This window comes from Paraclostridium dentum (genome assembly GCF_048568265.1).
Lineage (GTDB): Bacteria > Bacillota > Clostridia > Peptostreptococcales > Peptostreptococcaceae > Paraclostridium > Paraclostridium dentum.
The window spans coordinates 2,644,964-2,666,146 of sequence record NZ_CP183813.1 but is presented as its reverse complement, the minus strand read 5'-3'; the positions used below and the strand labels follow the sequence as shown (position 1 = coordinate 2,666,146).

The following is a 21,183-nucleotide window of genomic DNA, read 5'->3' as shown; positions in this document are numbered from 1 at the left end:
TTTAGTGCTTAGAAAAAAAAGAGTGCAAACTGATGAGGTTTGCACTCTGAATATACTTTGATAATTGATTGTTATAATATGTTTACTTTTATATTAAGTTATAATTAGCACATTTTTCCGTGGAATGTTCTGTTTATAACGTCTAATTGTTGCTCTCTAGTTAACTTGATGAAGTTTACAGCGTATCCTGAAACTCTTATAGTTAATTGAGGGTATTTTTCTGGATGTTCCATAGCATCTTCTAAAGTAGCTCTATCAAATACGTTTACGTTTAAGTGATGAGCATTTTGAGAGAAGTATCCATCCATCATTGAAGATAAGTTGCTTACTCTTTCATCCATATCTTTTCCTAAAGCACCTGGTACTATAGAGAAAGTATTAGATATACCATCTTGAGCATGCTCGTATGGTAATTTAGCAACTGATGCTAATGATGCTAAAGCACCGCTAGTATCTCTTCCGTGCATTGGGTTAGCTCCTGGAGCAAATGGCTCACCAGCTCTTCTTCCGTCAGGAGTGTTACCAGTTTTCTTACCATAAACAACGTTTGAAGTTATAGTAAGTATAGATTGAGTATGATAAGAATTTCTGTAAGTTTTGTTCTTTCTTATCTTGTTCATGAAGCTTTCAACTAATTCAACAGCTATATCATCAACTCTGTCATCATTGTTTCCGTATTTAGGGAAATCACCTTCGATTTCGAAGTCAACAACGATTCCGTCTTCATTTCTTATAGTTTTAACTTTAGCATATTTTATAGCAGATAATGAGTCAGCACATACTGATAAACCAGCTATACCACAAGCCATAGTTCTGAATACGTCTCTATCATGTAAAGCCATTTCTAATGCTTCATAAGAATACTTATCATGCATGTAGTGGATTACGTTTAATGAATTTACATATAAGTTAGCTAACCAATCTGCAAATAAGTCAAATTTAGTCATAACTTCATCAAAGTCTAAGTACTCAGAAGTTATAGGTTCGAACTTAGGTCCAACTTGCTTGAATTTCTTCTCATCCATACCACCGTTTATAGCGTATAGTAAAGTTTTAGCTAAGTTAACTCTAGCTCCGAAGAATTGCATTTGTTTACCTATTCTCATTGCAGATACACAACAAGCTATACCGTAATCATCTCCCCAATAAGGTCTCATTAAATCATCGTTCTCGTATTGAACAGAACTTGTGTCTATTGATACTTTAGAACAGAAGTTTTTGAATCCTTGAGGTAATTGAGTAGACCATAATACTGTTAAGTTTGGTTCTGGAGATGCTCCTAATGTATATAAAGTATTTAACATTCTGAATGAGTTTTTAGTTACTAAAGCTCTACCATCTATTCCCATACCACCTATAGATTCAGTTACCCAAGTTGGATCTCCAGCGAATATATCATTGTATTCAGGAGTTCTTAAGAATTTAACCATTCTTAACTTCATAACGAAGTGGTCCATTATTTCTTGAGCTTCTTCTTCAGTTAATGTACCAGCAGCTAAATCTCTCTCGAAGTATATATCTAAGAAAGATGATACTCTACCTAATGACATTGCAGCACCATTTTGGTCTTTTATAGCACCAAGGTATGCAAAGTAAGTCCATTGAGCAGCTTCTCTTGCATTAGTAGCAGGTTGAGATATATCGAATCCGTAAGCAGCAGCCATTCTCTTTAAAGCTTGTAAAGCTTTTATTTGATCAGATAATTCTTCTCTTAATCTTATAACTTCTTCATCTATACATCTAACTTCTAAAGTATCTTTTTGATCTAATTTATCTTGTATTAATCTATCAACACCGTATAGAGCAACTCTTCTGTAGTCCCCTATTATTCTACCTCTACCGTAAGCATCTGGTAAACCAGTTATTATACCAGCACTTCTAGCAGCTCTCATATCTGAAGTGTAAGCATCGAATACACCTTGGTTATGAGTTTTTCTATATTTAGTGAATATTTCACTTATTTCTGGGTTTAATTTGTATCCATAAGCTTCACAAGAAGTTTCAACCATTCTTATTCCACCAAATGGCATTGCAGCTCTTTTTAAAGGTGCATCAGTTTGGAAACCAACAATAGTTTCTAAATCTTTATCTATATATCCAGCACCGTAAGCATCTATTAAAGATACAGTGTCAGTGTCAACATCTAATGTTCCACCATTTTCTCTTTCTTTTTTGAATAATTCAAGAGCTTTATCCCATAATTTCTTAGTGTTTTCAGTTGCTCCAGTTAAGAAAGAATCATCTCCCTCATATGGTTTGTAGTTTAATTGTATGAACTCTCTTACGTTTACTTCTTTAGTCCATCTACCAGTTTTGAATCCTTGCCATGCATTCATGTTGATAGCCTCCTTAAGTTTATATGTGTTGAGTATATTTATTTTATAAAATCTAGCTAGATATTTTTTAAACAATATAATCATAACATAGAATTAGTATTTTGTATACAGAATTTTACACTATCTTTTCTTTTTTGATAGATTTTTCTGTTATTTTCTTATGTTCATATGATACCCGGTTAAAATGTCGAATAAACATAAATTTTAAGAATAATTTAAAAATTTTTTATACATATAGAATTAAGATGATTGAATATCTATTTAATAAGGGGGGGATACAATGATATTTACAATAGGACTATTTTTAATAGGGTTTATACTTATAACAAAGGGTGCGGATATATTTATAGACTCTACTATATCTGTAGGAAAAAAAACTAATATACCTGAAATTGTTTTAGGAGCAACTATAGTTAGTTTAGCAACTACATTTCCTGAATTGACAGTGTCAGTATGTGCATCAATAAAAGGTCACACTACAATGAGTTTAGGAAATGCAGTAGGTTCTATAATTTGTAATACGGGGTTAGCGCTTGGATTAGTTGCAATTATTAGACCTTTTAAAGTGGATAAAAAAGTATTTAATTCAAAAGCTACATTATTAATCATATCTATAATCATTTTAATTGTATTAGGTTTGGACAAAGTTATAGACAGAAAAGATGCTATGGCTCTAATGGGAATGTTGATTATTTACATGATTAACAATTACAAGAGTATACCTAAAACTAAAATGAGATCAGTATCAGATGCTAGTGCTAGGAAAGATGTAAAATCAATTAACATGATGAAAATAAGTTTTTTATTTATAGTAGGAATAATTATGATGATAATAGGTTCTAGACTGTTGGTTGATAATGGAATAATAATAGCTGAATATATAGGAGTTCCACAAGGAGTTATAAGTTTAACTGTAATCGCATTAGGCACTTCACTTCCTGAGTTAGTATCTTGTTTAACAGCTATAAAAAAGAATCATAATGCTATATCTGTAGGCAATATATTGGGGGCTAATATTTTAAATATAGTTTCAGTAATATCTATATCATCTTTTATAAATGATACGCCCATACTTAAACAGACATCAATTATAGACTTTCCATTTATGATAGTACTGGTTTTAATTTTAACAGTTCCTACAATTATAAAGGAAAAAATTTATAGATTTCAAGGAATTTTAATGATACTTATATATTTATTATATTTATTTGTTTTATATTTTACATATATAAAATAAAAAAATAGAGGGTTAGAAAATACCCTCTATTTTGCTTTAAATTGAATATGATCTTTACTATTAGGATAAAATATTAATTGCATAATATTAAAAAAAAATATATAATTGATAAAGTTAATATAAATTGATAACGGAAAGGAAATAATATATGAATATAGTTAAATTCGATGATTTACCAATAAATGAGAACATAAAAAAAGCTGTATTAGAAATGGGATTCGAGGAACCATCTCCAATACAAGTTCAAGCAATACCAAAAATAATTACTGGAGTAGATATTATAGGGCAAGCACAAACAGGTACGGGGAAAACAGCAGCATTTAGTATACCTATATTAGATATGGTAGATCCAGAGGACAAGAGTCTACAAGCGGTAGTTTTATGTCCAACAAGAGAATTAGCAATACAAGTTTCAAGTGAAATAAGAAAAATAGGTAAGTACATGCACGGGATAAAAACTTTACCTGTATATGGAGGACAACCTATAGACAGACAAATAAAGTCTCTTAAGAGTGGCGTTCAAATCGTTATAGGAACTCCAGGTCGTATAATAGACCATATAAATCGTAAGACTTTAAAGTTAGATAAAGTAAAAATGGTTATATTAGATGAAGCGGATGAAATGCTAGATATGGGATTCAGAGAAGATATCGAGATGATTTTAAATGAAACTCCTGAAAATAGACAAACGACTTTCTTCTCAGCTACTATGCCTAAGGGTATATTAGATTTAACAAAGAGATTCCAAAAGAATCCTGAGCATGTAAGAATAGTTAGAAAAGAACTTACAGTTCCTAATATAAAACAATATTATATAGAAACTAAAGCTGCTAATAAGTTAGAAGTATTATGCAGATTAGTAGATGTATACAACCCTAAATTATCAGTAGTATTTTGTAACACAAAAAGAGGTGCTGATGAATTAGTTAGTGATTTACAAGCAAGAGGGTATTTTGCAGATGCGCTACATGGAGATTTAAAGCAAACTCAAAGAGATATAGTTATGGATAAGTTTAGAAACGGAACTATCGATATATTAGTTGCTACAGATGTTGCAGCTAGAGGAATAGATGTTGATGATGTAGAAGCTGTATTTAACTATGATTTACCACAAGATGAAGAGTACTATGTACACAGAATCGGAAGAACAGGAAGAGCTGGTAGAAATGGAGTATCATTCACTTTTGTTTTCGGAAAATCAATGAGAAAGATGAAAGATATAGAAAGATACACTAAATCTAAATTAGAAAAACATAGCATACCTTCAATATCAGATGTTGAAGAGAAAAAAGTAAGCTTATTCTTTGATCAAGTAAAATCTACTATAGAGGAAGGTCATTTAACAAAGCAAGTACAATGGTTAGAGAACTTCTGTAAAGAAGAAGATTATGATACTTTAGATATAGCTGCTGCTTTAGTTAAATTAGCTCTAGGTGATCAAGCAAAAGAAGAAATAATAGAAGAAAGTCATAACACAGGTGCTGAGTCTGGAATGACTAGATTATTTATCAATATAGGTAGAACACAAAAAGTTCAAGCTAAAGATATCGTTGGGGCTATAGCTGGAGAAGTTGGAATACCAGGTAAATTAGTTGGAACTATAGATATATATGATAAATATACTTTTGTTGAGATACCAAAGAAACATACTAGAAAAGTTCTTGATAAAATGAAGAACATAAAAATAAAAGGAAACAAAGTTAATATAGAAAAAGCAAATAATAAGAGAAAAAGTAAATAATATATAGATATTAAAAGGGTATCTCAAAATTGAGGTACCCTTTAATTATATTCAATTTAGAATTCTAGATTTAAAGATAAAAGTCTTCTTTTAAGCTCATTCATAACATTAATTTCATCAGTTAAAGAATTAGCATCATAGGTAACTGAAAATCTTAAAAAACTTCCACAATCATCCCAAGGAACAGTAGATACTAAAGCATGAGAAAGTATATAAAGACTTGCTTCCTCGGCACTACTAAATCTAACTCCATTTTTAACACCCTTAGGTATTTTAACATAAGAATAAAATCCACCTTCAGGCTTAGATGTTTTAAATCCAACTTGATTTAAAACATCAATTAGGAAATCAAATCTTCTTGAATACCTTTCTTTATTTAAATTAATTAAGCTATTATAGTTATCTAGTGCATAAGCGCCTGATTTTTGAATAGCTCTAAATTGACCAGAGTCAGTATGGCCTTTTATAGCGCAATATAGTTGCATAGCTTTTCTAGAACCGACAACAAATGCTAACCTCCACCCAGTCATATTAAATGATTTTGAAAGAGAATGAATCTCTATACAGACGTCAAGGGCACCATCGACACTCAATATGCTAAGAGGAGTAGTATCTCCATAAGTTAAAGCTCCATATGCTAAATCAGAAACAATCATAATATCATTTTCTTTTGCAAATTTAACTGCATGCTCATAAAATTCTTTTGTTGCGATTTGACCAGTAGGGTTATTTGGGTAATTTAAATATAAAAGTTTTGATCTTTTCTTTATATCTTCAGGTATGCTGTCTAAATCTGGATAAAAATTATTTTCGGGACATAAAGGAAGCTTATAAATTTCACCACCTAAAAATTTTGAATATGTTCCAAGTACTTGGTATGCAGGAGAGGGCATTAGACATATATCCCCAGGGTTTATGAAACATAGTGGAATCATAGCAAGTACTGGTTTAGAGCCTATTCCATGCACTATATTTTCAGGGGTTATATTTTTCAAATCATACAGATTGTTTAAATATCTACAAGCAGCTTCTTGAAATTCAATAATTCCATTGTCTGAGTAAAACCTATTTTCAGGTTTTCCAGCTTCAACACATAATATATCAACAATAGAACTATCAGCCATTTTATCAGGTTCTCCAACTCCCATATCGATAAGTTTTACATCAGGAAATTTAGATTTAACCTCTTTTGTTATTTTTTTTATTTTCTCGAATTTATAGAGTTTATCATTGCTTTCAAAAAATGATGAACCACCAAGTCGGGCAGAAACTTTGTTGTCAATAAAATCCATTATTATTCCTCCAAAACTAATTTAGTATAATATATAATATTTTAATAAATAGTTTTTTGATACAATAAAACAAAACTATTTAAATTTCGTTGAAGGATAATAATCTGATTTATAGAATTGAATAAAAAGTATCATTTTTAAATTCGATAGGAGGGGGAAGCTAATGATAAATTTTTCTTTAGACAATAAAAACTTAAAAGTTGAGTTTTTAAGTAAAGAATTGGACCATCATATTGCAAATGAAGTAAGAGAAGAGATTGATTATGTTATACAAGATAAGCAAATCAAGAATATAGTTTTTGATTTTAAAAATATGAATTTTATGGATTCTTCAGGTATTGGAGTAGTTATTGGTAGATACAAAAAAATATCTAGTGAGGGTGGAAAGGTAGCTGTAATTAATTTAAATTCAAGAGTAAAAAAGATTTTTGATTTATCTGGAATGAATAAGATCATACAAATTCATGACACTTATGAAGATGCTGTAAGTTCTTTTTTAGGAGGCGTTGCAAATGAATAATATTGTGGAAGTAAAGTTTTCGGCAAGATCAGAAAATGAAAGTTTTGCAAGGATAATAGTTGCATCATTTGCAGCTAAATTAGATCCTACATTAGATGAAATTGCAGATATAAAAACTGCGGTATCTGAAGCTGTAACTAATTCAATAATACATGGATACGATGAAGATGAAACTAAATTTGTTAATATAAGATGTGAAATAGAAGATAGAGAAATAACTATCACAGTAGAAGACACTGGAAATGGGATAGAAGATTTAGATATGGCCATGCAGCCATTGTATACATCGAAACCTGAATTAGAAAGATCTGGTATGGGATTTACCGTTATGGAAAGTTTCATGGATAAAGTAGCTGTTTCTTCTAAAAAGGGCGAGGGAACTAAAGTTATTATGAAAAAGAAAATAGATTCATCTAATATAGAATAGAGGTTTTGTTATGGGGATAACTGCCAACAAAGAAGAAAGAAAGGGATTGCTTAGTCATGAGGAGACTTTAAGATTAATACAACTTGTACAAAATGGGGATGAAGAAGCAAAAGAAATACTTATAGAGAGTAATTTAGGGTTAGTTAGAAGTGTTGTATCTAAATTTTTAAATATAGGGTATGAAAGAGATGATTTATTTCAATTAGGGTCAATAGGACTTATAAAATCAATTTATAAATTTGATCCTAAATTTAATGTTAAATTCTCTACATATGCAGTACCTATGATTTTAGGAGAAATAAAAAGATATTTAAGAGATGATGGAATGATAAAAGTCTCGAGATCTTTAAAACAAGTAGCAATAAAAGCTAAAACGCAAACTGAAGTTCTAACTAAAAAATTAGGAAGAGAACCGACTATAGAGGAACTAGCAAAAGTTGTAGGAGTAGATAAAGAAGAATTGGTTATGGCATTAGAATCAAATTTCTCTGTGGAATATTTACATGGAGTAATACATGAAGAAGAAGGAGCACCTATATGCTTAATTGATAAAATAAGTCTAAAAGGTGAAGATGAAGAAGATAAAGTTATAGATAATCTTTTATTAAAAGAGGTATTGGGAAAACTAGATAAAAGAGAAAGACAGATTATAATGCTTAGGTACTTTGAAGATAAGACTCAAAGTGAAATAGGAGAACTTTTAAATATATCTCAAGTACAAGTTTCTAGAATAGAGAAAAAAGTATTATCAAAACTAAAGACTTATATAGGATAAAAATAAACCCTTAATTTAAGGGTTTATTTTTTTTGTTTTGTTAAATAATAACAATATATAGCTTGATTAAATAGGAGGTCAGAATATGGATAAAAATTACAAAGAATATGTTGATAAAATAAGTCCTAAACCTACATATGCAAAAAATTATATATTAGCATTTATCGTAGGTGGAATAATTTGTGTAATTGGACAGGCTATAAATGATGTTTATATGAATTTTGGACTAGATAAATTGAAAGCAGCTGGGGCAACATCTATGACTTTAATTTTTATAGGTGCATTTTTAACAGGATTAGGAGTTTATGACCTAATTGGTAAAAGGGCAGGGGCTGGATCTATAATTCCAATAACAGGATTCGCAAATTCTATAGTATCACCTGCTATGGAGTACAAAAGAGAAGGATATGTAATGGGTGTTGGAGCCAATTTATTTAAGATTGCAGGGCCTGTTTTAGTGTATGGAATAGGCTCATCTGTGTTATGTGGGTTAATATACTACATAATAAAAATTGTCATATAGAAAGGAGATATATAGGTGGCTAGAAATAGGATAGGAAAAAGGACTATTAAATTAGAGAATGGACCAACTATAATATCTACATCATCAATAGTGGGACCTAAAGAAGCGAATGGGCCTCTTAAAGAATATTTTGATATGAAGCTAGACGATGATTTATTTGGAGAAAAAAGTTGGGAATTTGCAGAAAGTAAGATGGTTCAGACGGTTATAGAAAACGCCATAAAAAATGGGAAAAAATCTGTAGATGATATAGATTATATGATTGCTGGGGATTTACTAAATCAGCTTTTATCAACATCATTTGCAGCTAGGGAAGTAAACATACCATTTTTAGGAGTTTATGGAGCATGTTCTACAATGGCGCTGTCTTTATCATTAGGGTCGATGTTAGTTGATGGAGGATTTGCTGACTTAGTGGTTGCAGCGACATCAAGTCATTACTGTACAGCAGAAAGACAATTTAGATTTCCGTTAGAATTAGGAAATCAAAAACCTATGACGGCACAATGGACAGTTACAGGATCTGGTTGCTCTTTGATATCTAGTAATGGAGAAGGACCAAAGGTTAAGTATGTAACAATAGGAAAGGTAATTGATAAAGGGATAAGTGATGCAAATAACATGGGAGCAGCTATGGCTCCAGCTGCTATAGACACGATATACTCTTACTTTATAGATACAAAAGATGATCCAAATAGTTTTGACATGATTGCAACAGGCGACTTAGGTAAATTAGGGATGCAAATAACTATAGACTTATTAAAAGAAAAAGGATTAGATATATCTAAAGTTTATACTGATTGTGGAGTAGAAATTTTTAATTTAGACGATCAAGATGTTCATTGTGGTGGAAGTGGGTGTGGATGTTCAGCATCTGTTTTTAATGGTTATATTTATAAAATGCTAAAATCTAAAAAATTTAATAAGGTTATGTTAGTTTCAACAGGCGCACTATTATCACCTACAAGTACATTGCAAAAAGAGAGCATACCTAGTGTAGCTCATGCTGTAGTTATAGAAAATGAATAGGAGGTGTAAGAAGTGCTTATAGAGTATCTTAAAGTGTTTTTAGTAGGCGGAACTATATGTTTAATTGCTCAGATATTAATGGACTACTTTAAATTACAAACACCATATGTAATGGTTACTTATGTAACAAGTGGAGTAATATTAAGTTTTTTAGGTGTATATCAGCCTATTGTAGAGTTTGGAGGTTCTGGAGCAACTGTTCCTATAATAGGGTTTGGATATTCTTTATATAATGGAGTTGTTAAAGCAATAGAACAAGATGGATTTATGGGTATTTTTACAGGTGGTATAACTGCAACTGCAGGAGGCATAACAGCAGCTATATTTTTTGGATATATAATGGCCGTTGTATTTACCCCAAAGGCTAAGCCATAAAATAAAAAGAACTATATGAGACTTAACTCATATAGTTCTTTTTTTATGCAGCTGGTTTTGCTGCTGTATTAGGTTTTTGAGTGGTTTGAGTAGGTGAAGTTTGAGTATTACCTTGAGGTGGAGTAGGAGTCACCTCATTACCACCACCTGTTGTTCCTCCACCGGTACCTGTACCTGGATTAGTTCCAGTACCACCACCTGTATTTCCACCGCCAGTTCCTGGGTTAGTGCCAGTACCTGTATTATTATTATTTTCGTTACCACCAGTATTGTTGCCATTATTTCCATTATCTCCAGGATTAGGGTTTTCTGGAGTTGGATTTTCTGGAGAAGGAGTTTCCGTTTCAGGTTTATTCTCTTCTTCTACAGGAGGCGTTGTAGTCTCTGGTGGCGGTGTATAAGAAGAATGAGTAGTAGGTATATGTCCTTTTATGAAAGCAGCCATACCAGCGTTATAAGCTCCTTTAGGAACTATACTACCATTCAATAAGTTTATATTGTAAAATTCTATATTACTTGCTTTTTTAAAATCAATTGGGTCAAGGCCATCATGTACTTTACCCATTACTTTAGACCATAATTTAGCAGATGTTGAACTTCCATGAATAACACCTCTACGAGGTATGGTTTCTTTTGTAGTTGGATCAAATCTATAGTCATCACCTATATAAGTAGCACCTACATAATAAGGTGTGTATCCAACAAACCAAGCATCTTTATTATCATTTGTTGTACCAGTTTTACCAGCTACAGGCATATCACTAAATTTAGCAGCTCCACCGATACCTTCTGTAATAACAGCTTTAAGCATATCTGTAAGAACATATGCAACTTCAGGATCTACAACTTTATGTTCTTCTGGAGTGTTTTGTATTAACACTTGACCATCTGATGATTCAACTGTTGTAAATGTTATAGGTTCAACATAAGTTCCACCATTAGCTAAAGTTCCATAAGCTGCAGCCATATCAAGTGGAGAAGCTCCTTTTGTCATACCACCTAGAGTAAGAGCAGGGAATGTTCTATCAGCCCCACCAGGACCATCTTTTAAATCAGATAATCCGAAGTTCTTTAGGTAATCAAGCATAACATCAACACTTTCATTGTAAGTTGAACCAAGTTGTTCAGCTACTTTTATTGCTATTGTATTTGATGAATAAGCTAAAGCTTTACGCATTGTCATTTCACCAGATCCAGATGTAGTAGTTTTGGGATTCCATTTATTATTTTCTTTGAATTTATATCCTCCACGAGCATCGCTAAATGTATCTGCTTGATTCATTCCATTATCAATAGCTGGAGTATAAACTGATAAAGGTTTTATAGTAGAACCAGGTTGGTGTGGTTCAGTAGCTCTATTTAAAACTTTTCTAGCTTTAATTTCTCTACCACCAATTAAGGCTTTTATTTTACCAGTTCTATAATCTAAAACTACCATTGCAGCTTGAGGTTGAGGAATTCCATCTTGGCCAGGCTCAGTGCCTGGGAAGTTATTTCTATTATTAAATTCAGTTTCTAAGTCACTTTGCATATTTTTGTCTATAGTAGTACGTATTTTTAAACCACCATTAAAGTACAATGTATTAGCTTCAGTTTCAGTATATCCTTGAGTTATAAGACTATTTATAACATCAGTTTCTATAAGGTCTTCAACTGACGAAGCTGGTTTTTTAGATGGTTTAGGTAATTGTATATTTATTTGCTCTGCAACAGCTTTGTCATGTTCTTCTTGAGTTAAGTAACCAAGTTCTAACATTTTCATTAAAACTGTTTCTTGTCTTTTCTTAGCATTAGGGTTTAATTCGACTTTTCTGCAAACCATATTACCTTTTTTTAATTCTCTAAAAGTATCATCATCAGGTATAAGACCCCAGTCATAAAGTTTATTAACCATATCTGATTCTACTTTAGTAGGTTCATCAAAACCATCACTCTTTAAATAGAATTTTAATTTTCCTTTTAATTCGTCTTTAGTTTCATTACCTGTTAATTTTGCAGTGTTATAAGCTGCATATTTATTAGGATTTTGAGTTATACCAACAATCATAGCTGATTCCGCAACTGAAAGATCTTTAGCATGTTTATTAAAGTATGCATTTGCAGCAGCTTCAACACCTATAGCACCTCTTCCAAAGTATGCACTATTTAAATAAAGTTCTAAAACTTCATTCTTGTTAAGCGTCTTATCCATCTCTAAAGCATAGTAAATATCTTTAATTTTACGGACAACAGACACTTCGCTAGAAGTAAGTAAGTTTTTAGAAACCTGCATGTCTATAGTACTTCCTCCAGGAGAAGAAGATGTAAATAGATTTATAAGAGTGGCTTTAGCAAGCCCTTTAAAATCTACACCATTATGATCATAAAATCTTTCATCTTCTATTGATACAAGTGCATGTTGAAGATGAGCTGGCATATCTTTTATAGATATAGGAACCTTTTTATTATCTGTCGGAGGATTTCCCATTAAAGATCCATCACTATATAAAAGTTCTGTAACTGTGTTAACTTTTTTATCAAGAGCAGCTTTTGTAACAGGCTCTACGTCTTTTAAGGCTACAAATACTAGTGCAGTTGAAACTGCAACTCCTAATACCAACATAACTAAAAGTGTAACACCTACAGTTCTAAATATTTTAAACTTATCCTTTTTTGAAGATTTAGAAATACTTTTAGTTTTTTGACTACTGTTTTTAGTTGATTTCCTCGACGAGGCAGTAGGTTTAGTACTAGAGGAGCTAACTTTTTTTCTACGTATTTTGTTTTTGTCATTGTTATCATTTCCCATGAAATTAACCTCCTTACTATAAGAATATATTATATCATATATGCGAATAATTTTGTATTTTATAGATAAAAATGAATATTATGTAATTAATTAGTCGTGGTGTCAGTTGGCTATTTGAATTTAACATTTAACTATGATACAATATTAATTATTTTTAACTAAGTATAAAAAAAATATGTGTGAGGTGTACATATGATTGAAATAAATGAGCAATTGAAGATAATTAAAAAAGGTGCAGCTGAAATAATCTCTGAAGAAGATGTTGTTAAAAAGCTAGAGAAATCTGCAAAAGAAAATAAGCCATTAACAATAAAATTAGGATTAGATCCTTCTGCCCCAGATATTCACTTAGGACATACTGTTGTTTTAAGAAAAATGAAAGCATTCCAAGATTTAGGGCATCAAGTAGTTATAATAATAGGTGATGCAACAGGTATGATAGGAGATCCAACTGGAAAGTCAGCGGTTAGAAAGCAACTATCTCATGAACAAGTTTTAGAAAATGCAAGAACATATCAAGAACAAATATTTAAAATATTAGATAGAGAAAAAACAATAGTAAAATTCAATAGCGAGTGGTTACAAACTATGAATTTCATGGATGTTGCTAACTTAGCATCTAAGTATACTGTTGCGAGAATGTTAGAAAGAGATGATTTCAAGAAAAGATTTGCTTCTAATCAATCTATATCAATACATGAATTTTTCTACCCATTAATGCAAGGATATGATTCAGTAGCAATAAAAGCTGATATAGAAATGGGAGGAACGGACCAAAAGTTTAATATATTAATGGGACGAACTCTTCAAAAAGAGTATGATCAAGAGCCTCAAATTGCTTTATTAATGCCTATAATAGAAGGTACTGATGGAGTTAAGAAGATGAGTAAGTCATTAGGTAATTATATTGGTATAAGCGAAGCTCCTAATGATATGTATGGAAAAACAATGTCTATTCCAGATGAATTAATAATAAGATATTTTGAGTTAGTTACAGATGAACATCCTGACTCAATAGAAGCTATGAAGTCTGATATAGAACAAGATAAAGTAAATCCAAGAGACTTAAAAATGAAATTAGCTAAAGAAGTTGTAAAACTATACCATGGAGAAGAAAAAGCATTAGAAGCAGAGCAATATTTTAAATCTGTATTCCAAAAAAAGAATATTCCAGATGATATAGCTGAAATGGAAGTTTCTATAGAAGAGTGTGAAGAAGGTTTATTCTTTATACCAAAGATAGTTACAGGGTTAAAGCTTTCTCCATCTACAAGTGAAGCTAGAAGATTATTAAAGCAAGGTGGAATAAAGCTTAATGGTGAAAAAGTTGAAAATGACAAAATAGCTTTACAAACTGGAGATATAATACAAGTAGGAAAAAGAAAATTTGCAAAAATAATAATTAACAAGTAATTATAAGCCCTCCTTACATAATATAGTAAGGGGGGCTTTTTATGAAAAAAATATTAGTTCAAAGAAGAAAACAAAAAATTAAAAAGAATATAATAATGTTTATAATAATATTTTTAATATCTACATTAATAGGAACATTTATATACATAGATAATAAATTGAGACCAACTATTACGGTTATAGCAGAAACAAAAGCAGAAGAACTTGCTAATAAATCTATAAATAAAGCTGTTGCAAGTGTTATAGACAATAGCGTTAAGTATGAAAATTTAATAAATGTAAAGACTGGAGAAAATGGTAAAATAACAATGATGCAAGCTAATTCTATAGCTATGAATGAAATAGCTTCACAAGTCGCACTAGAAATACAATCAGAAATGAAAAAAATTAAAACAACGTCCACATATATACCTATAGGAACTGCTCTTGGAAGTCCGCTTTTAGCAAAGTATGGTCCTAAAATAAAAGTATCTATAGAACCTATAGGAAATGTATATGTAGACTTTGGAACTGATTTTGAGTCTTCAGGAATAAATCAAACAAGGCATAGAATATACTTAAAAGCAAAAACACAAGTAAAAGTAGTAGTACCGCTTACAACATCTACTAAAGAAGTTAAAACTCAAATCCCTATATGTGAAACTGTAATTGTAGGAGATGTTCCACAAAGCTATGTAAATGTTCCAGAGAAAGATATAGTTAATGTAATGCCTAATAAAAACATAAATAAATCAAATTAAATAAATTAAAAGAGGGAGATTATTCTCCCTCTAACATCCAACCTATATATACTCCATATCCAGTAGAGGGATTATTTTCAATTGCATGTGATACTGCACCTATAATTTTATCATCTTGTATTATTGGAGTACCACTCATACCTTGAACTATACCTCCAGTTAATTGTAATAGTTCTTTATCTACAATTTCTATTTTAAAAGTTTTTGATTCAGGACTTCTTTGTTTCTTTATATTTAATATATTAATTTCATATTCTGTAGGCTCGCCATTCGAAGTTTGTAAAAGAATTGAAGCTTTTCCAGTTTTAACTTCTCCTAATTGAGCAACTTTATATTGTTTAAATTTTGATAAATCTAGTTTATGAACAGTTCCTTTTATTCCAAAATTAGAGTTATCTTTAAAATCTCCTATAAATTCATTTTTTTCGCCATTTATACATCCTACAGTTCCTTTGTATGATTTATCTATTGTTAAATTAGATGTTGAAGATATATAACCATTTTTAATAGGTAAATTTTTATTAAATCCCACACTTATAGGATGAGCAACTGCTCCAAAATTATTGTTCTGTGGATTTACATATGTCAAAGTAGCAAATCCAGATACTATATTATTGAAATTTATTTTTTCTAAAATTTCTTTACTAGTATCGATATCTAACTTTTCGTTATTTCTTAATACTTTGACCTTAACATTTTCATTTTCTGATAATGCGTTTAGCAAACTAGAAAAATCTGAATAATTATTTATCTCATTATTATTTATTGATATTAATGAATCTCCTATTTTAAATGAAGAATCAGTAAAATTATTTCTAACCATAAGATATTGTAATTCAGCATCTATTTGCGTTATGTTACCAATAGGTATTAAGTAAGTAGAATCATTTTTTGTTGTAGGTTCTGAATAAATAAATCCTATTGACAGAAAATATATTAAAAATGTTGTTAAAAAACACTTTTTCAGATTCATTAAAACACCTTCTTTCTGATAGAGTCTGTGATGATTAATGGTGCTTCTTTAATATTAGATTGTGCAGGATAAAAATTTTAATCCGTAGAAAACAGACACAATAAAACCATTGTTTTCAAAATATAAAAATAATCACCTAAAATTAAGTATTTTAGGTGATTTAAACTTTTTTATATTTTTTTATTTTTTTTCTTTTTTTTATCTTAGGTTTAGATCTGGAACCACTTGTAGCAGGTATTGGAGGGACAAAGGTAGTTTCATCATTATCAGGAGAGGAATCAGAGTCTGAATCTGGAGAACAACCTTGTTTAACTGAAGCTATTAAAGCAAGCTCATCTGAGAAAGTAGCAAAAAAACTGGCGAGTATATTTAAATCAGTTGCATTTACTTCTTCAGCAACAGCTATAGCTAAACTAGATGCTAAAACTATATAATCTACATACCCAAAGCGGCAAAGTCTAGACTTATCATTGTTGCCTCTATTTACTTTAGACATATTAACCTCCAAAATCGTGTATATAAAATATATATGAGACTATTTAAATACAAACAACTATAAAATAAATTAATTGTAATTATCATTAACTTACATAAAAACAAAGCCTATTGTTTAAATTATATATATACTTTACTAGAGAGAGGAGATAGACATGAAAAATTATAGACTTTTTATAGTTGCTATAATAGCTATAGGTGTTATATTTATAGGAACATCAAACCCAGCAAAAAATTTATATAAATCTACTAATTTTATAAGTAAAAACAATATAACTGAAAAAGAAAATAAAAAAGACGATGACAATAAAAGAGTTAAAAATAATAGTGAATACACAATATGTATAGACCCAGGACATCAAGAAAAAGGAGATCCTAATTTAGAGCCAGTAGCACCTGGATCAAATTCTAAAAAAGCTAGAGTTTCATCTGGAGCAACTGGAATAGCAACTAAAAAACCTGAATACAAGCTAAACCTGGAGGCATCAATCGTTTTGAAGCATATTTTAGAAAATAAAGGTTATAATGTTGTAATGACAAGAGAGCGCCATGATATAAATATAAGTAATGCAGAAAGAGCTATATTAGCTAACGACAAAAATGCAGATATGGTTATACGAGTTCACGCGGATAGTTTAGATAATTCCGGAAAAACTGGTGCATCTATTTTGATTCCTCAAAAAGATGGACAATATACATCTAAAATTTTTGAAGATAGTAATAAGTGTGCATTAAATATAAAAGATGCATTAGTAAAAGAAAACATACAGGTAAATGGAATATTTGAAAGAAATGATTTAACTGGATTTAATTGGTCTAAAGTTCCTGTAGTGCTAATAGAAATGGGGTTTATGAGTAATTATAATGAAGACCTAATGATGTCTAACCCTGAATATCAAAGAAAAATGATGCAAAGTGTAGCAGATGGATTAGAAACATACTTAAAAGATATAGAAAGTAGGAATTAAAAATAAATATAAAGGTTAACAAATATTAAAAAAAGTAATATATTGTTAATATCGAAATAAAATTTAGGTTGTAAATTCAACTATCAGGTGATTATGATGAGAAAAAGAATAGAAAATGTTTATGGAAAAGCTCTAACAGGAACTTTTAAAGTAGTAAATCCAGTAAAAAAAAGTATAATAACTACAGATTGTGAAGTTCATATTTTTATACAAGCAAATGCATTGGAAATATTGAAAAATGAAGGATACATGACACAATATAAGTTTTTTAAAGCATATTTGCCTCAAATAAACAAAGGGTTAATATGGGCAGATCAGGATTTTAAAAGTTATCATCACTTTTATAATCCATATGTAAAAAGAGGAAAGTTTGGATACGAAGAGAATGCATTTACTTTAATAAATAAGTATTATAATAAAGCTTTAAAGTTTTTTGCATTAGACAAGTTTGAACTCAGTTTATTTTACTTTGGAGCGGCATGCCATGTACTTCAAGATTTAACTATACCTCAACACGCTAAAGGAAAGCTTTTAGACAATCATAGACAATTTGAAGTGTATATAAAAAATAATTACATGTCTATACCAAGATTAAGAGCAAAAGATGGAATGATTCAAAAAAATAGTGTAGAAGAATATATTAATTATAATGCAACTCAAGCTATGAATTATGATAAAATGTATGAAAATGTAAATGATTTAAAAAATAAGTTTTATATGTTATCAACTAAATGCTTACCATTAGCACAAAAAACAACAGCTGGATTTTTGACGATGTTTTTTGATGATATATTTAGCAATGAATAAAGCCCTCTCTAACAAGAGGGCTTTATTCATTGCTAAATATATGGTAAAATACATGAAAATATTTGTATTACTTGATTAGATTAAAAAAAGAAGATATTATGTTATAGATAATAAAATTAGAAGAGGTGTTTAGATGCTAGTTGTTGAAAATGTTAGCCATGGATTTGGTGGAAGAACTATACTTGAAAATGTGTCGTTTAGACTTAGAAAGGGCGAACATATTGCTCTTATCGGAGCAAATGGAGAAGGAAAATCTACATTTTTAAATATAATAACAAAAAAACTTATGCCAGATGCTGGAAATATAAAGTGGTCGTCGAGGGTAACGGTAGGATACTTAGACCAACATACAGTATTAACAAAAGGAAAATCAATAAGAGAAGTTTTAAGAGATGCTTTTAAACCTATGTTTGACTTAGAACAAGAAATGATATCTATGTATGATAAAATGGGTGAAGCTGACGAAGATGAAATGACAAAGTTAATGGAAGGTACTGCAGAAATTCAAACTATTTTAGAAAATAGTGGTTTTTATATGATTGATGCAAAAATACAAGAAATTGCTAATGGATTAGGTCTTGGAGAAATAGGTCTGGATAAAGATGTAACGGATTTAAGTGGAGGTCAAAGAACTAAGGTTTTACTGACAAAGCTACTTTTAGAAAACCCTGTAATACTTATATTAGACGAGCCTACTAACTATTTAGATGTAGAACATATAGCTTGGTTAACAAGATATCTACAAGAATATGAAAATAGTTTTATATTAGTATCACATGATGTACCATTCATAAATGATACATGTAATGTAATTTACCATATGGAAAACGGAGAACTTAATAGATATAAAGGGAATTATGATGAGTTTGAAAGACTTAGAGATATAAAGAAAAGACAAGAAGAACAAGCTTATGACAAGCAAATAGAAGAAAGAAAGAGATTAGAAGATTTTGTTGCTAGAAATAAGGCTAGAGTTGCAACTCGTGGTATGGCAAACAGTAGACAAAAACAACTTGATAAAATGGAAATTTTAGAAAGACCAAAGGAGAAGATAAAGCCTACATTCAAGTTTACGGAGTCAAGAGCTTCTAGTAGATTTGTATTCACAACTGAAGATTTAGTATTAGGATATGATGAAGCACTAACAAAACCTCTTAACTTTACATTAGAGAGAAATCAAAAGATTGCTTTAAGAGGTATGAATGGGATAGGAAAGTCTACTCTTTTAAAAACTCTTTTAGGAATAATAAAGCCTTTTGATGGAAAAGTTGAGTTAGGTGATTATCTAGAAGTAGGATATTTTGAACAAGAAAGTTCAAGAGAAAATAGTAATACTCCAATGGATGAAATATGGGCAGAATATCCAGGTCTTACTAATTTTGAAGTAAGACAATCATTATCTAAGTGTGGACTTACAAACGATCATATAACAAGCCAAATGAGAGTTTTAAGTGGAGGAGAAGCTGCTAAAGTAAGATTATGTAAATTAATGTTAAAACAAATAAACTTTTTAGTTTTAGATGAGCCTACAAACCATTTAGATGTAGAAGCTAAAGATGAACTAAAAAAAGCTATAAGAGAATTTAAAGGAACTGTACTTTTAGTATCACATGAGCCTGAATTCTATGAAGATATAGTAGATGATGTATGGAATATAGAGGATTTCACAACTAAAATAGTATAATATAGGATAATAATATGAATAGAATTTTAAGTTTTTTAATGTCATTAGCATTAAGTTTATTTATAATAACTTCGGTTGTTAGCTTTACTGTTAAATTTAAACAAATATATTATTTTGATATAAGCTATTTGAATATTCCTATATTAAGTGATATGAATGAAGAAGAAATAAAGCTAAATTATGATTATTTAATAGATTATAATACTAGTAATGAAAAAATGAATTTTAAATTGCCGACATTAGAGTCATCGACACAAGGTATAATTCACTTTGAAGAAGTTCGAAATATATTTAAAAACTTAGCTATAATAAATAAAATAACTTTAATATTAGTTGTGATAGGCGCATATATATGTTTTAAATGCAAAAACTTAGATGTATTAAAATATAGTGCATGGACATTGATAACACTGCCTATTTTAATAGCTATCCCAATTATTATAAATTTTGAAAAAAGTTTTGAGATATTTCATAAATTATTTTTCAATAATGATTACTGGATATTTGACCCGACAATAGATCCAGTAATAAATATGTTGCCTGCAGAATTTTTCCTTCATGAAGGAATTTTGATATTAGGGATTATATTTTCTATAAGTATATTAATGTTATTTATTTATAAAAAAACAATAAAAAATTTGCGTCGCTCATGTCGCTGAAAATCTTATAGAAAGTATATTAAAAAAGTACTTCTTAAGTGTAAAAAGGAGTGGTAGTTACCACTCCTTTAAAAATATATTTACTTAGGTTGTTTTTTACCTAAGTTTAGTATATCTCCTATTTTGCTCATTATGTAATCATGACTTTTCTTGTTGTGAGGAACTAGACAAGAAGAACAATCCTTTATTCCATCATCTGTGTATTTAAAGTTACCACCACATTCATCTTTTAAAGCGTATAAAGGACAATAGCAAAATAGACAATTGAAATTATCGGGATTGCTTACTTTATGACAAGGAAAGTATTCACATTTATCATTTCTAAAAAATTTATAATTCTCAGACATACTTGTACCTCCTAATTATTTAGAGTTTTAATATAATTATACTAAAAAATTACA

At 30.0% G+C, this 21,183-nt stretch carries 20 protein-coding genes; 14 read left to right on the top strand and 6 right to left on the bottom strand.

Annotated elements, in window-relative coordinates; genetic code table 11:
- Positions 1-104: 104 nt before the first annotated feature.
- Positions 105-2,336: a formate C-acetyltransferase gene (pflB, locus tag ACN6I1_RS12415; protein ID WP_419742108.1), complete on the bottom strand. Its 2,232-nt coding sequence runs from the start codon at positions 2,334-2,336 to the stop codon at positions 105-107.
- A gap of 280 nt (positions 2,337-2,616) precedes the next feature.
- Here pflB and ACN6I1_RS12410 point away from each other — a divergent pair, with 280 nt between their 5' ends.
- Together ACN6I1_RS12410 and ACN6I1_RS12405 are read left to right on the top strand one after the other, a co-directional pair.
- Positions 2,617-3,573 carry a calcium/sodium antiporter gene (locus ACN6I1_RS12410; protein ID WP_419742107.1) on the top strand — a complete coding sequence of 319 codons (957 nt, stop codon included), beginning with the start codon at positions 2,617-2,619 and terminating at the stop codon, positions 3,571-3,573.
- 148 nt (positions 3,574-3,721) lie between these two features.
- Positions 3,722-5,314: a DEAD/DEAH box helicase gene (locus ACN6I1_RS12405; protein ID WP_220796021.1), complete on the top strand. Its 1,593-nt coding sequence runs from the start codon at positions 3,722-3,724 to the stop codon at positions 5,312-5,314.
- Between the two features lie 56 nt (positions 5,315-5,370).
- Here ACN6I1_RS12405 and ACN6I1_RS12400 read toward each other — a convergent pair whose 3' ends face one another.
- Entirely contained in the window at positions 5,371-6,606 is a 1,236-nt protein-coding gene (locus ACN6I1_RS12400; RefSeq protein ID WP_419742106.1) for an LL-diaminopimelate aminotransferase, read from the bottom strand.
- A gap of 163 nt (positions 6,607-6,769) precedes the next feature.
- Between ACN6I1_RS12400 and spoIIAA the strand changes: the two genes are divergently transcribed.
- The 6 genes from spoIIAA to spoVAE all read left to right on the top strand — a co-directional run bounded on the left by spoIIAA (position 6,770) and on the right by spoVAE (position 10,255).
- The gene (gene spoIIAA / locus ACN6I1_RS12395; protein WP_419742105.1) at positions 6,770-7,126 is read left to right on the top strand and encodes an anti-sigma F factor antagonist; all 357 of its coding nucleotides are present in this window, start codon (positions 6,770-6,772) and stop codon (positions 7,124-7,126) included.
- A complete protein-coding gene (spoIIAB, locus tag ACN6I1_RS12390; protein WP_419742104.1) occupies positions 7,119-7,553 on the top strand; it encodes an anti-sigma F factor in 435 nt (144 codons plus the stop codon). Before spoIIAA ends, spoIIAB begins: the two co-directional genes overlap by 8 nt.
- A 10-nt stretch (positions 7,554-7,563) precedes the next feature.
- Positions 7,564-8,328: an RNA polymerase sporulation sigma factor SigF gene (sigF, locus tag ACN6I1_RS12385; protein WP_021428420.1), complete on the top strand. Its 765-nt coding sequence runs from the start codon at positions 7,564-7,566 to the stop codon at positions 8,326-8,328.
- Positions 8,329-8,413: 85 nt separating this feature from the next.
- The gene (spoVAC, locus tag ACN6I1_RS12380) at positions 8,414-8,851 is read left to right on the top strand and encodes a stage V sporulation protein AC (protein ID WP_278682091.1); all 438 of its coding nucleotides are present in this window, start codon (positions 8,414-8,416) and stop codon (positions 8,849-8,851) included.
- A 15-nt stretch (positions 8,852-8,866) separates the two neighbouring features.
- On the top strand, positions 8,867-9,880 hold the full coding sequence (gene spoVAD / locus ACN6I1_RS12375; protein WP_419742103.1) for a stage V sporulation protein AD: 1,014 nt from the start codon (positions 8,867-8,869) through the stop codon (positions 9,878-9,880).
- A 12-nt stretch (positions 9,881-9,892) separates the two neighbouring features.
- Positions 9,893-10,255, top strand: coding sequence for a stage V sporulation protein AE (gene spoVAE, locus ACN6I1_RS12370; protein ID WP_021428531.1), 363 nt, complete (start codon positions 9,893-9,895; stop codon positions 10,253-10,255).
- A 43-nt stretch (positions 10,256-10,298) separates the two neighbouring features.
- Here the strand turns inward: spoVAE and ACN6I1_RS12365 are convergent, their stop codons facing one another.
- Positions 10,299-13,043 carry a transglycosylase domain-containing protein gene (locus ACN6I1_RS12365; protein ID WP_419742102.1) on the bottom strand — a complete coding sequence of 915 codons (2,745 nt, stop codon included), beginning with the start codon at positions 13,041-13,043 and terminating at the stop codon, positions 10,299-10,301.
- 192 nt (positions 13,044-13,235) lie between these two features.
- Here ACN6I1_RS12365 and tyrS point away from each other — a divergent pair, with 192 nt between their 5' ends.
- Complete coding sequence (gene tyrS / locus ACN6I1_RS12360; RefSeq protein ID WP_419742101.1) at positions 13,236-14,456, top strand: tyrosine--tRNA ligase; 1,221 nt, start codon at positions 13,236-13,238, stop codon at positions 14,454-14,456.
- A gap of 41 nt (positions 14,457-14,497) precedes the next feature.
- On the top strand, positions 14,498-15,196 hold the full coding sequence (gene yunB / locus ACN6I1_RS12355) for a sporulation protein YunB (protein WP_419742100.1): 699 nt from the start codon (positions 14,498-14,500) through the stop codon (positions 15,194-15,196).
- A 19-nt stretch (positions 15,197-15,215) separates the two neighbouring features.
- On the opposite strand, the gene ACN6I1_RS12350 is transcribed toward yunB, so the two are convergent.
- The gene (locus ACN6I1_RS12350) at positions 15,216-16,169 is read right to left on the bottom strand and encodes a SpoIVB peptidase S55 domain-containing protein (protein WP_419742099.1); all 954 of its coding nucleotides are present in this window, start codon (positions 16,167-16,169) and stop codon (positions 15,216-15,218) included.
- A gap of 160 nt (positions 16,170-16,329) precedes the next feature.
- Entirely contained in the window at positions 16,330-16,665 is a 336-nt protein-coding gene (locus ACN6I1_RS12345; protein ID WP_419742098.1) for a hypothetical protein, read from the bottom strand.
- A gap of 154 nt (positions 16,666-16,819) precedes the next feature.
- Between ACN6I1_RS12345 and ACN6I1_RS12340 the strand changes: the two genes are divergently transcribed.
- The 4 genes from ACN6I1_RS12340 to ACN6I1_RS12325 all read left to right on the top strand — a co-directional run bounded on the left by ACN6I1_RS12340 (position 16,820) and on the right by ACN6I1_RS12325 (position 20,782).
- Positions 16,820-17,632, top strand: coding sequence for an N-acetylmuramoyl-L-alanine amidase (locus ACN6I1_RS12340; RefSeq protein ID WP_419742097.1), 813 nt, complete (start codon positions 16,820-16,822; stop codon positions 17,630-17,632).
- A 96-nt stretch (positions 17,633-17,728) separates the two neighbouring features.
- On the top strand, positions 17,729-18,439 hold the full coding sequence (locus ACN6I1_RS12335; protein ID WP_021428398.1) for a zinc dependent phospholipase C family protein: 711 nt from the start codon (positions 17,729-17,731) through the stop codon (positions 18,437-18,439).
- Positions 18,440-18,572: 133 nt separating this feature from the next.
- Positions 18,573-20,123 carry a ribosomal protection-like ABC-F family protein gene (gene abc-f, locus ACN6I1_RS12330; protein ID WP_021428418.1) on the top strand — a complete coding sequence of 517 codons (1,551 nt, stop codon included), beginning with the start codon at positions 18,573-18,575 and terminating at the stop codon, positions 20,121-20,123.
- Between the two features lie 14 nt (positions 20,124-20,137).
- Positions 20,138-20,782 (top strand): TIGR01906 family membrane protein, encoded by a 645-nt coding sequence (locus ACN6I1_RS12325; protein ID WP_419742096.1) that lies wholly within the window; start codon positions 20,138-20,140, stop codon positions 20,780-20,782.
- Between the two features lie 80 nt (positions 20,783-20,862).
- On the opposite strand, the gene ACN6I1_RS12320 is transcribed toward ACN6I1_RS12325, so the two are convergent.
- Positions 20,863-21,129 (bottom strand): cysteine-rich small domain-containing protein, encoded by a 267-nt coding sequence (locus ACN6I1_RS12320; protein ID WP_021428445.1) that lies wholly within the window; start codon positions 21,127-21,129, stop codon positions 20,863-20,865.
- Between the last annotated feature and the right edge of the window lie 54 nt (positions 21,130-21,183).

Bases quoted from the DNA above. Each gene is read 5' to 3' on its own strand.
- ACN6I1_RS12350 (WP_419742099.1), bottom strand. From the start codon at position 16,169: ATGAATCTGAAAAAGTGTTTTTTAACAACATTTTTAATATATTTTCTG.
- spoIIAA (WP_419742105.1), top strand. From the start codon at position 6,770: ATGATAAATTTTTCTTTAGACAATAAAAACTTAAAAGTTGAGTTTTTA.
- abc-f (WP_021428418.1), top strand. From the start codon at position 18,573: ATGCTAGTTGTTGAAAATGTTAGCCATGGATTTGGTGGAAGAACTATA.
- sigF (WP_021428420.1), top strand. From the start codon at position 7,564: ATGGGGATAACTGCCAACAAAGAAGAAAGAAAGGGATTGCTTAGTCAT.
- ACN6I1_RS12340 (WP_419742097.1), top strand. From the start codon at position 16,820: ATGAAAAATTATAGACTTTTTATAGTTGCTATAATAGCTATAGGTGTT.
- ACN6I1_RS12335 (WP_021428398.1), top strand. From the start codon at position 17,729: ATGAGAAAAAGAATAGAAAATGTTTATGGAAAAGCTCTAACAGGAACT.
- ACN6I1_RS12410 (WP_419742107.1), top strand. From the start codon at position 2,617: ATGATATTTACAATAGGACTATTTTTAATAGGGTTTATACTTATAACA.
- spoIIAB (WP_419742104.1), top strand. From the start codon at position 7,119: ATGAATAATATTGTGGAAGTAAAGTTTTCGGCAAGATCAGAAAATGAA.
- ACN6I1_RS12400 (WP_419742106.1), bottom strand. From the start codon at position 6,606: ATGGATTTTATTGACAACAAAGTTTCTGCCCGACTTGGTGGTTCATCA.
- pflB (WP_419742108.1), bottom strand. From the start codon at position 2,336: ATGAATGCATGGCAAGGATTCAAAACTGGTAGATGGACTAAAGAAGTA.
- ACN6I1_RS12365 (WP_419742102.1), bottom strand. From the start codon at position 13,043: ATGGGAAATGATAACAATGACAAAAACAAAATACGTAGAAAAAAAGTT.
- ACN6I1_RS12405 (WP_220796021.1), top strand. From the start codon at position 3,722: ATGAATATAGTTAAATTCGATGATTTACCAATAAATGAGAACATAAAA.
- ACN6I1_RS12345 (WP_419742098.1), bottom strand. From the start codon at position 16,665: ATGTCTAAAGTAAATAGAGGCAACAATGATAAGTCTAGACTTTGCCGC.
- yunB (WP_419742100.1), top strand. From the start codon at position 14,498: ATGAAAAAAATATTAGTTCAAAGAAGAAAACAAAAAATTAAAAAGAAT.
- ACN6I1_RS12320 (WP_021428445.1), bottom strand. From the start codon at position 21,129: ATGTCTGAGAATTATAAATTTTTTAGAAATGATAAATGTGAATACTTT.
- tyrS (WP_419742101.1), top strand. From the start codon at position 13,236: ATGATTGAAATAAATGAGCAATTGAAGATAATTAAAAAAGGTGCAGCT.
- ACN6I1_RS12325 (WP_419742096.1), top strand. From the start codon at position 20,138: ATGAATAGAATTTTAAGTTTTTTAATGTCATTAGCATTAAGTTTATTT.
- spoVAC (WP_278682091.1), top strand. From the start codon at position 8,414: ATGGATAAAAATTACAAAGAATATGTTGATAAAATAAGTCCTAAACCT.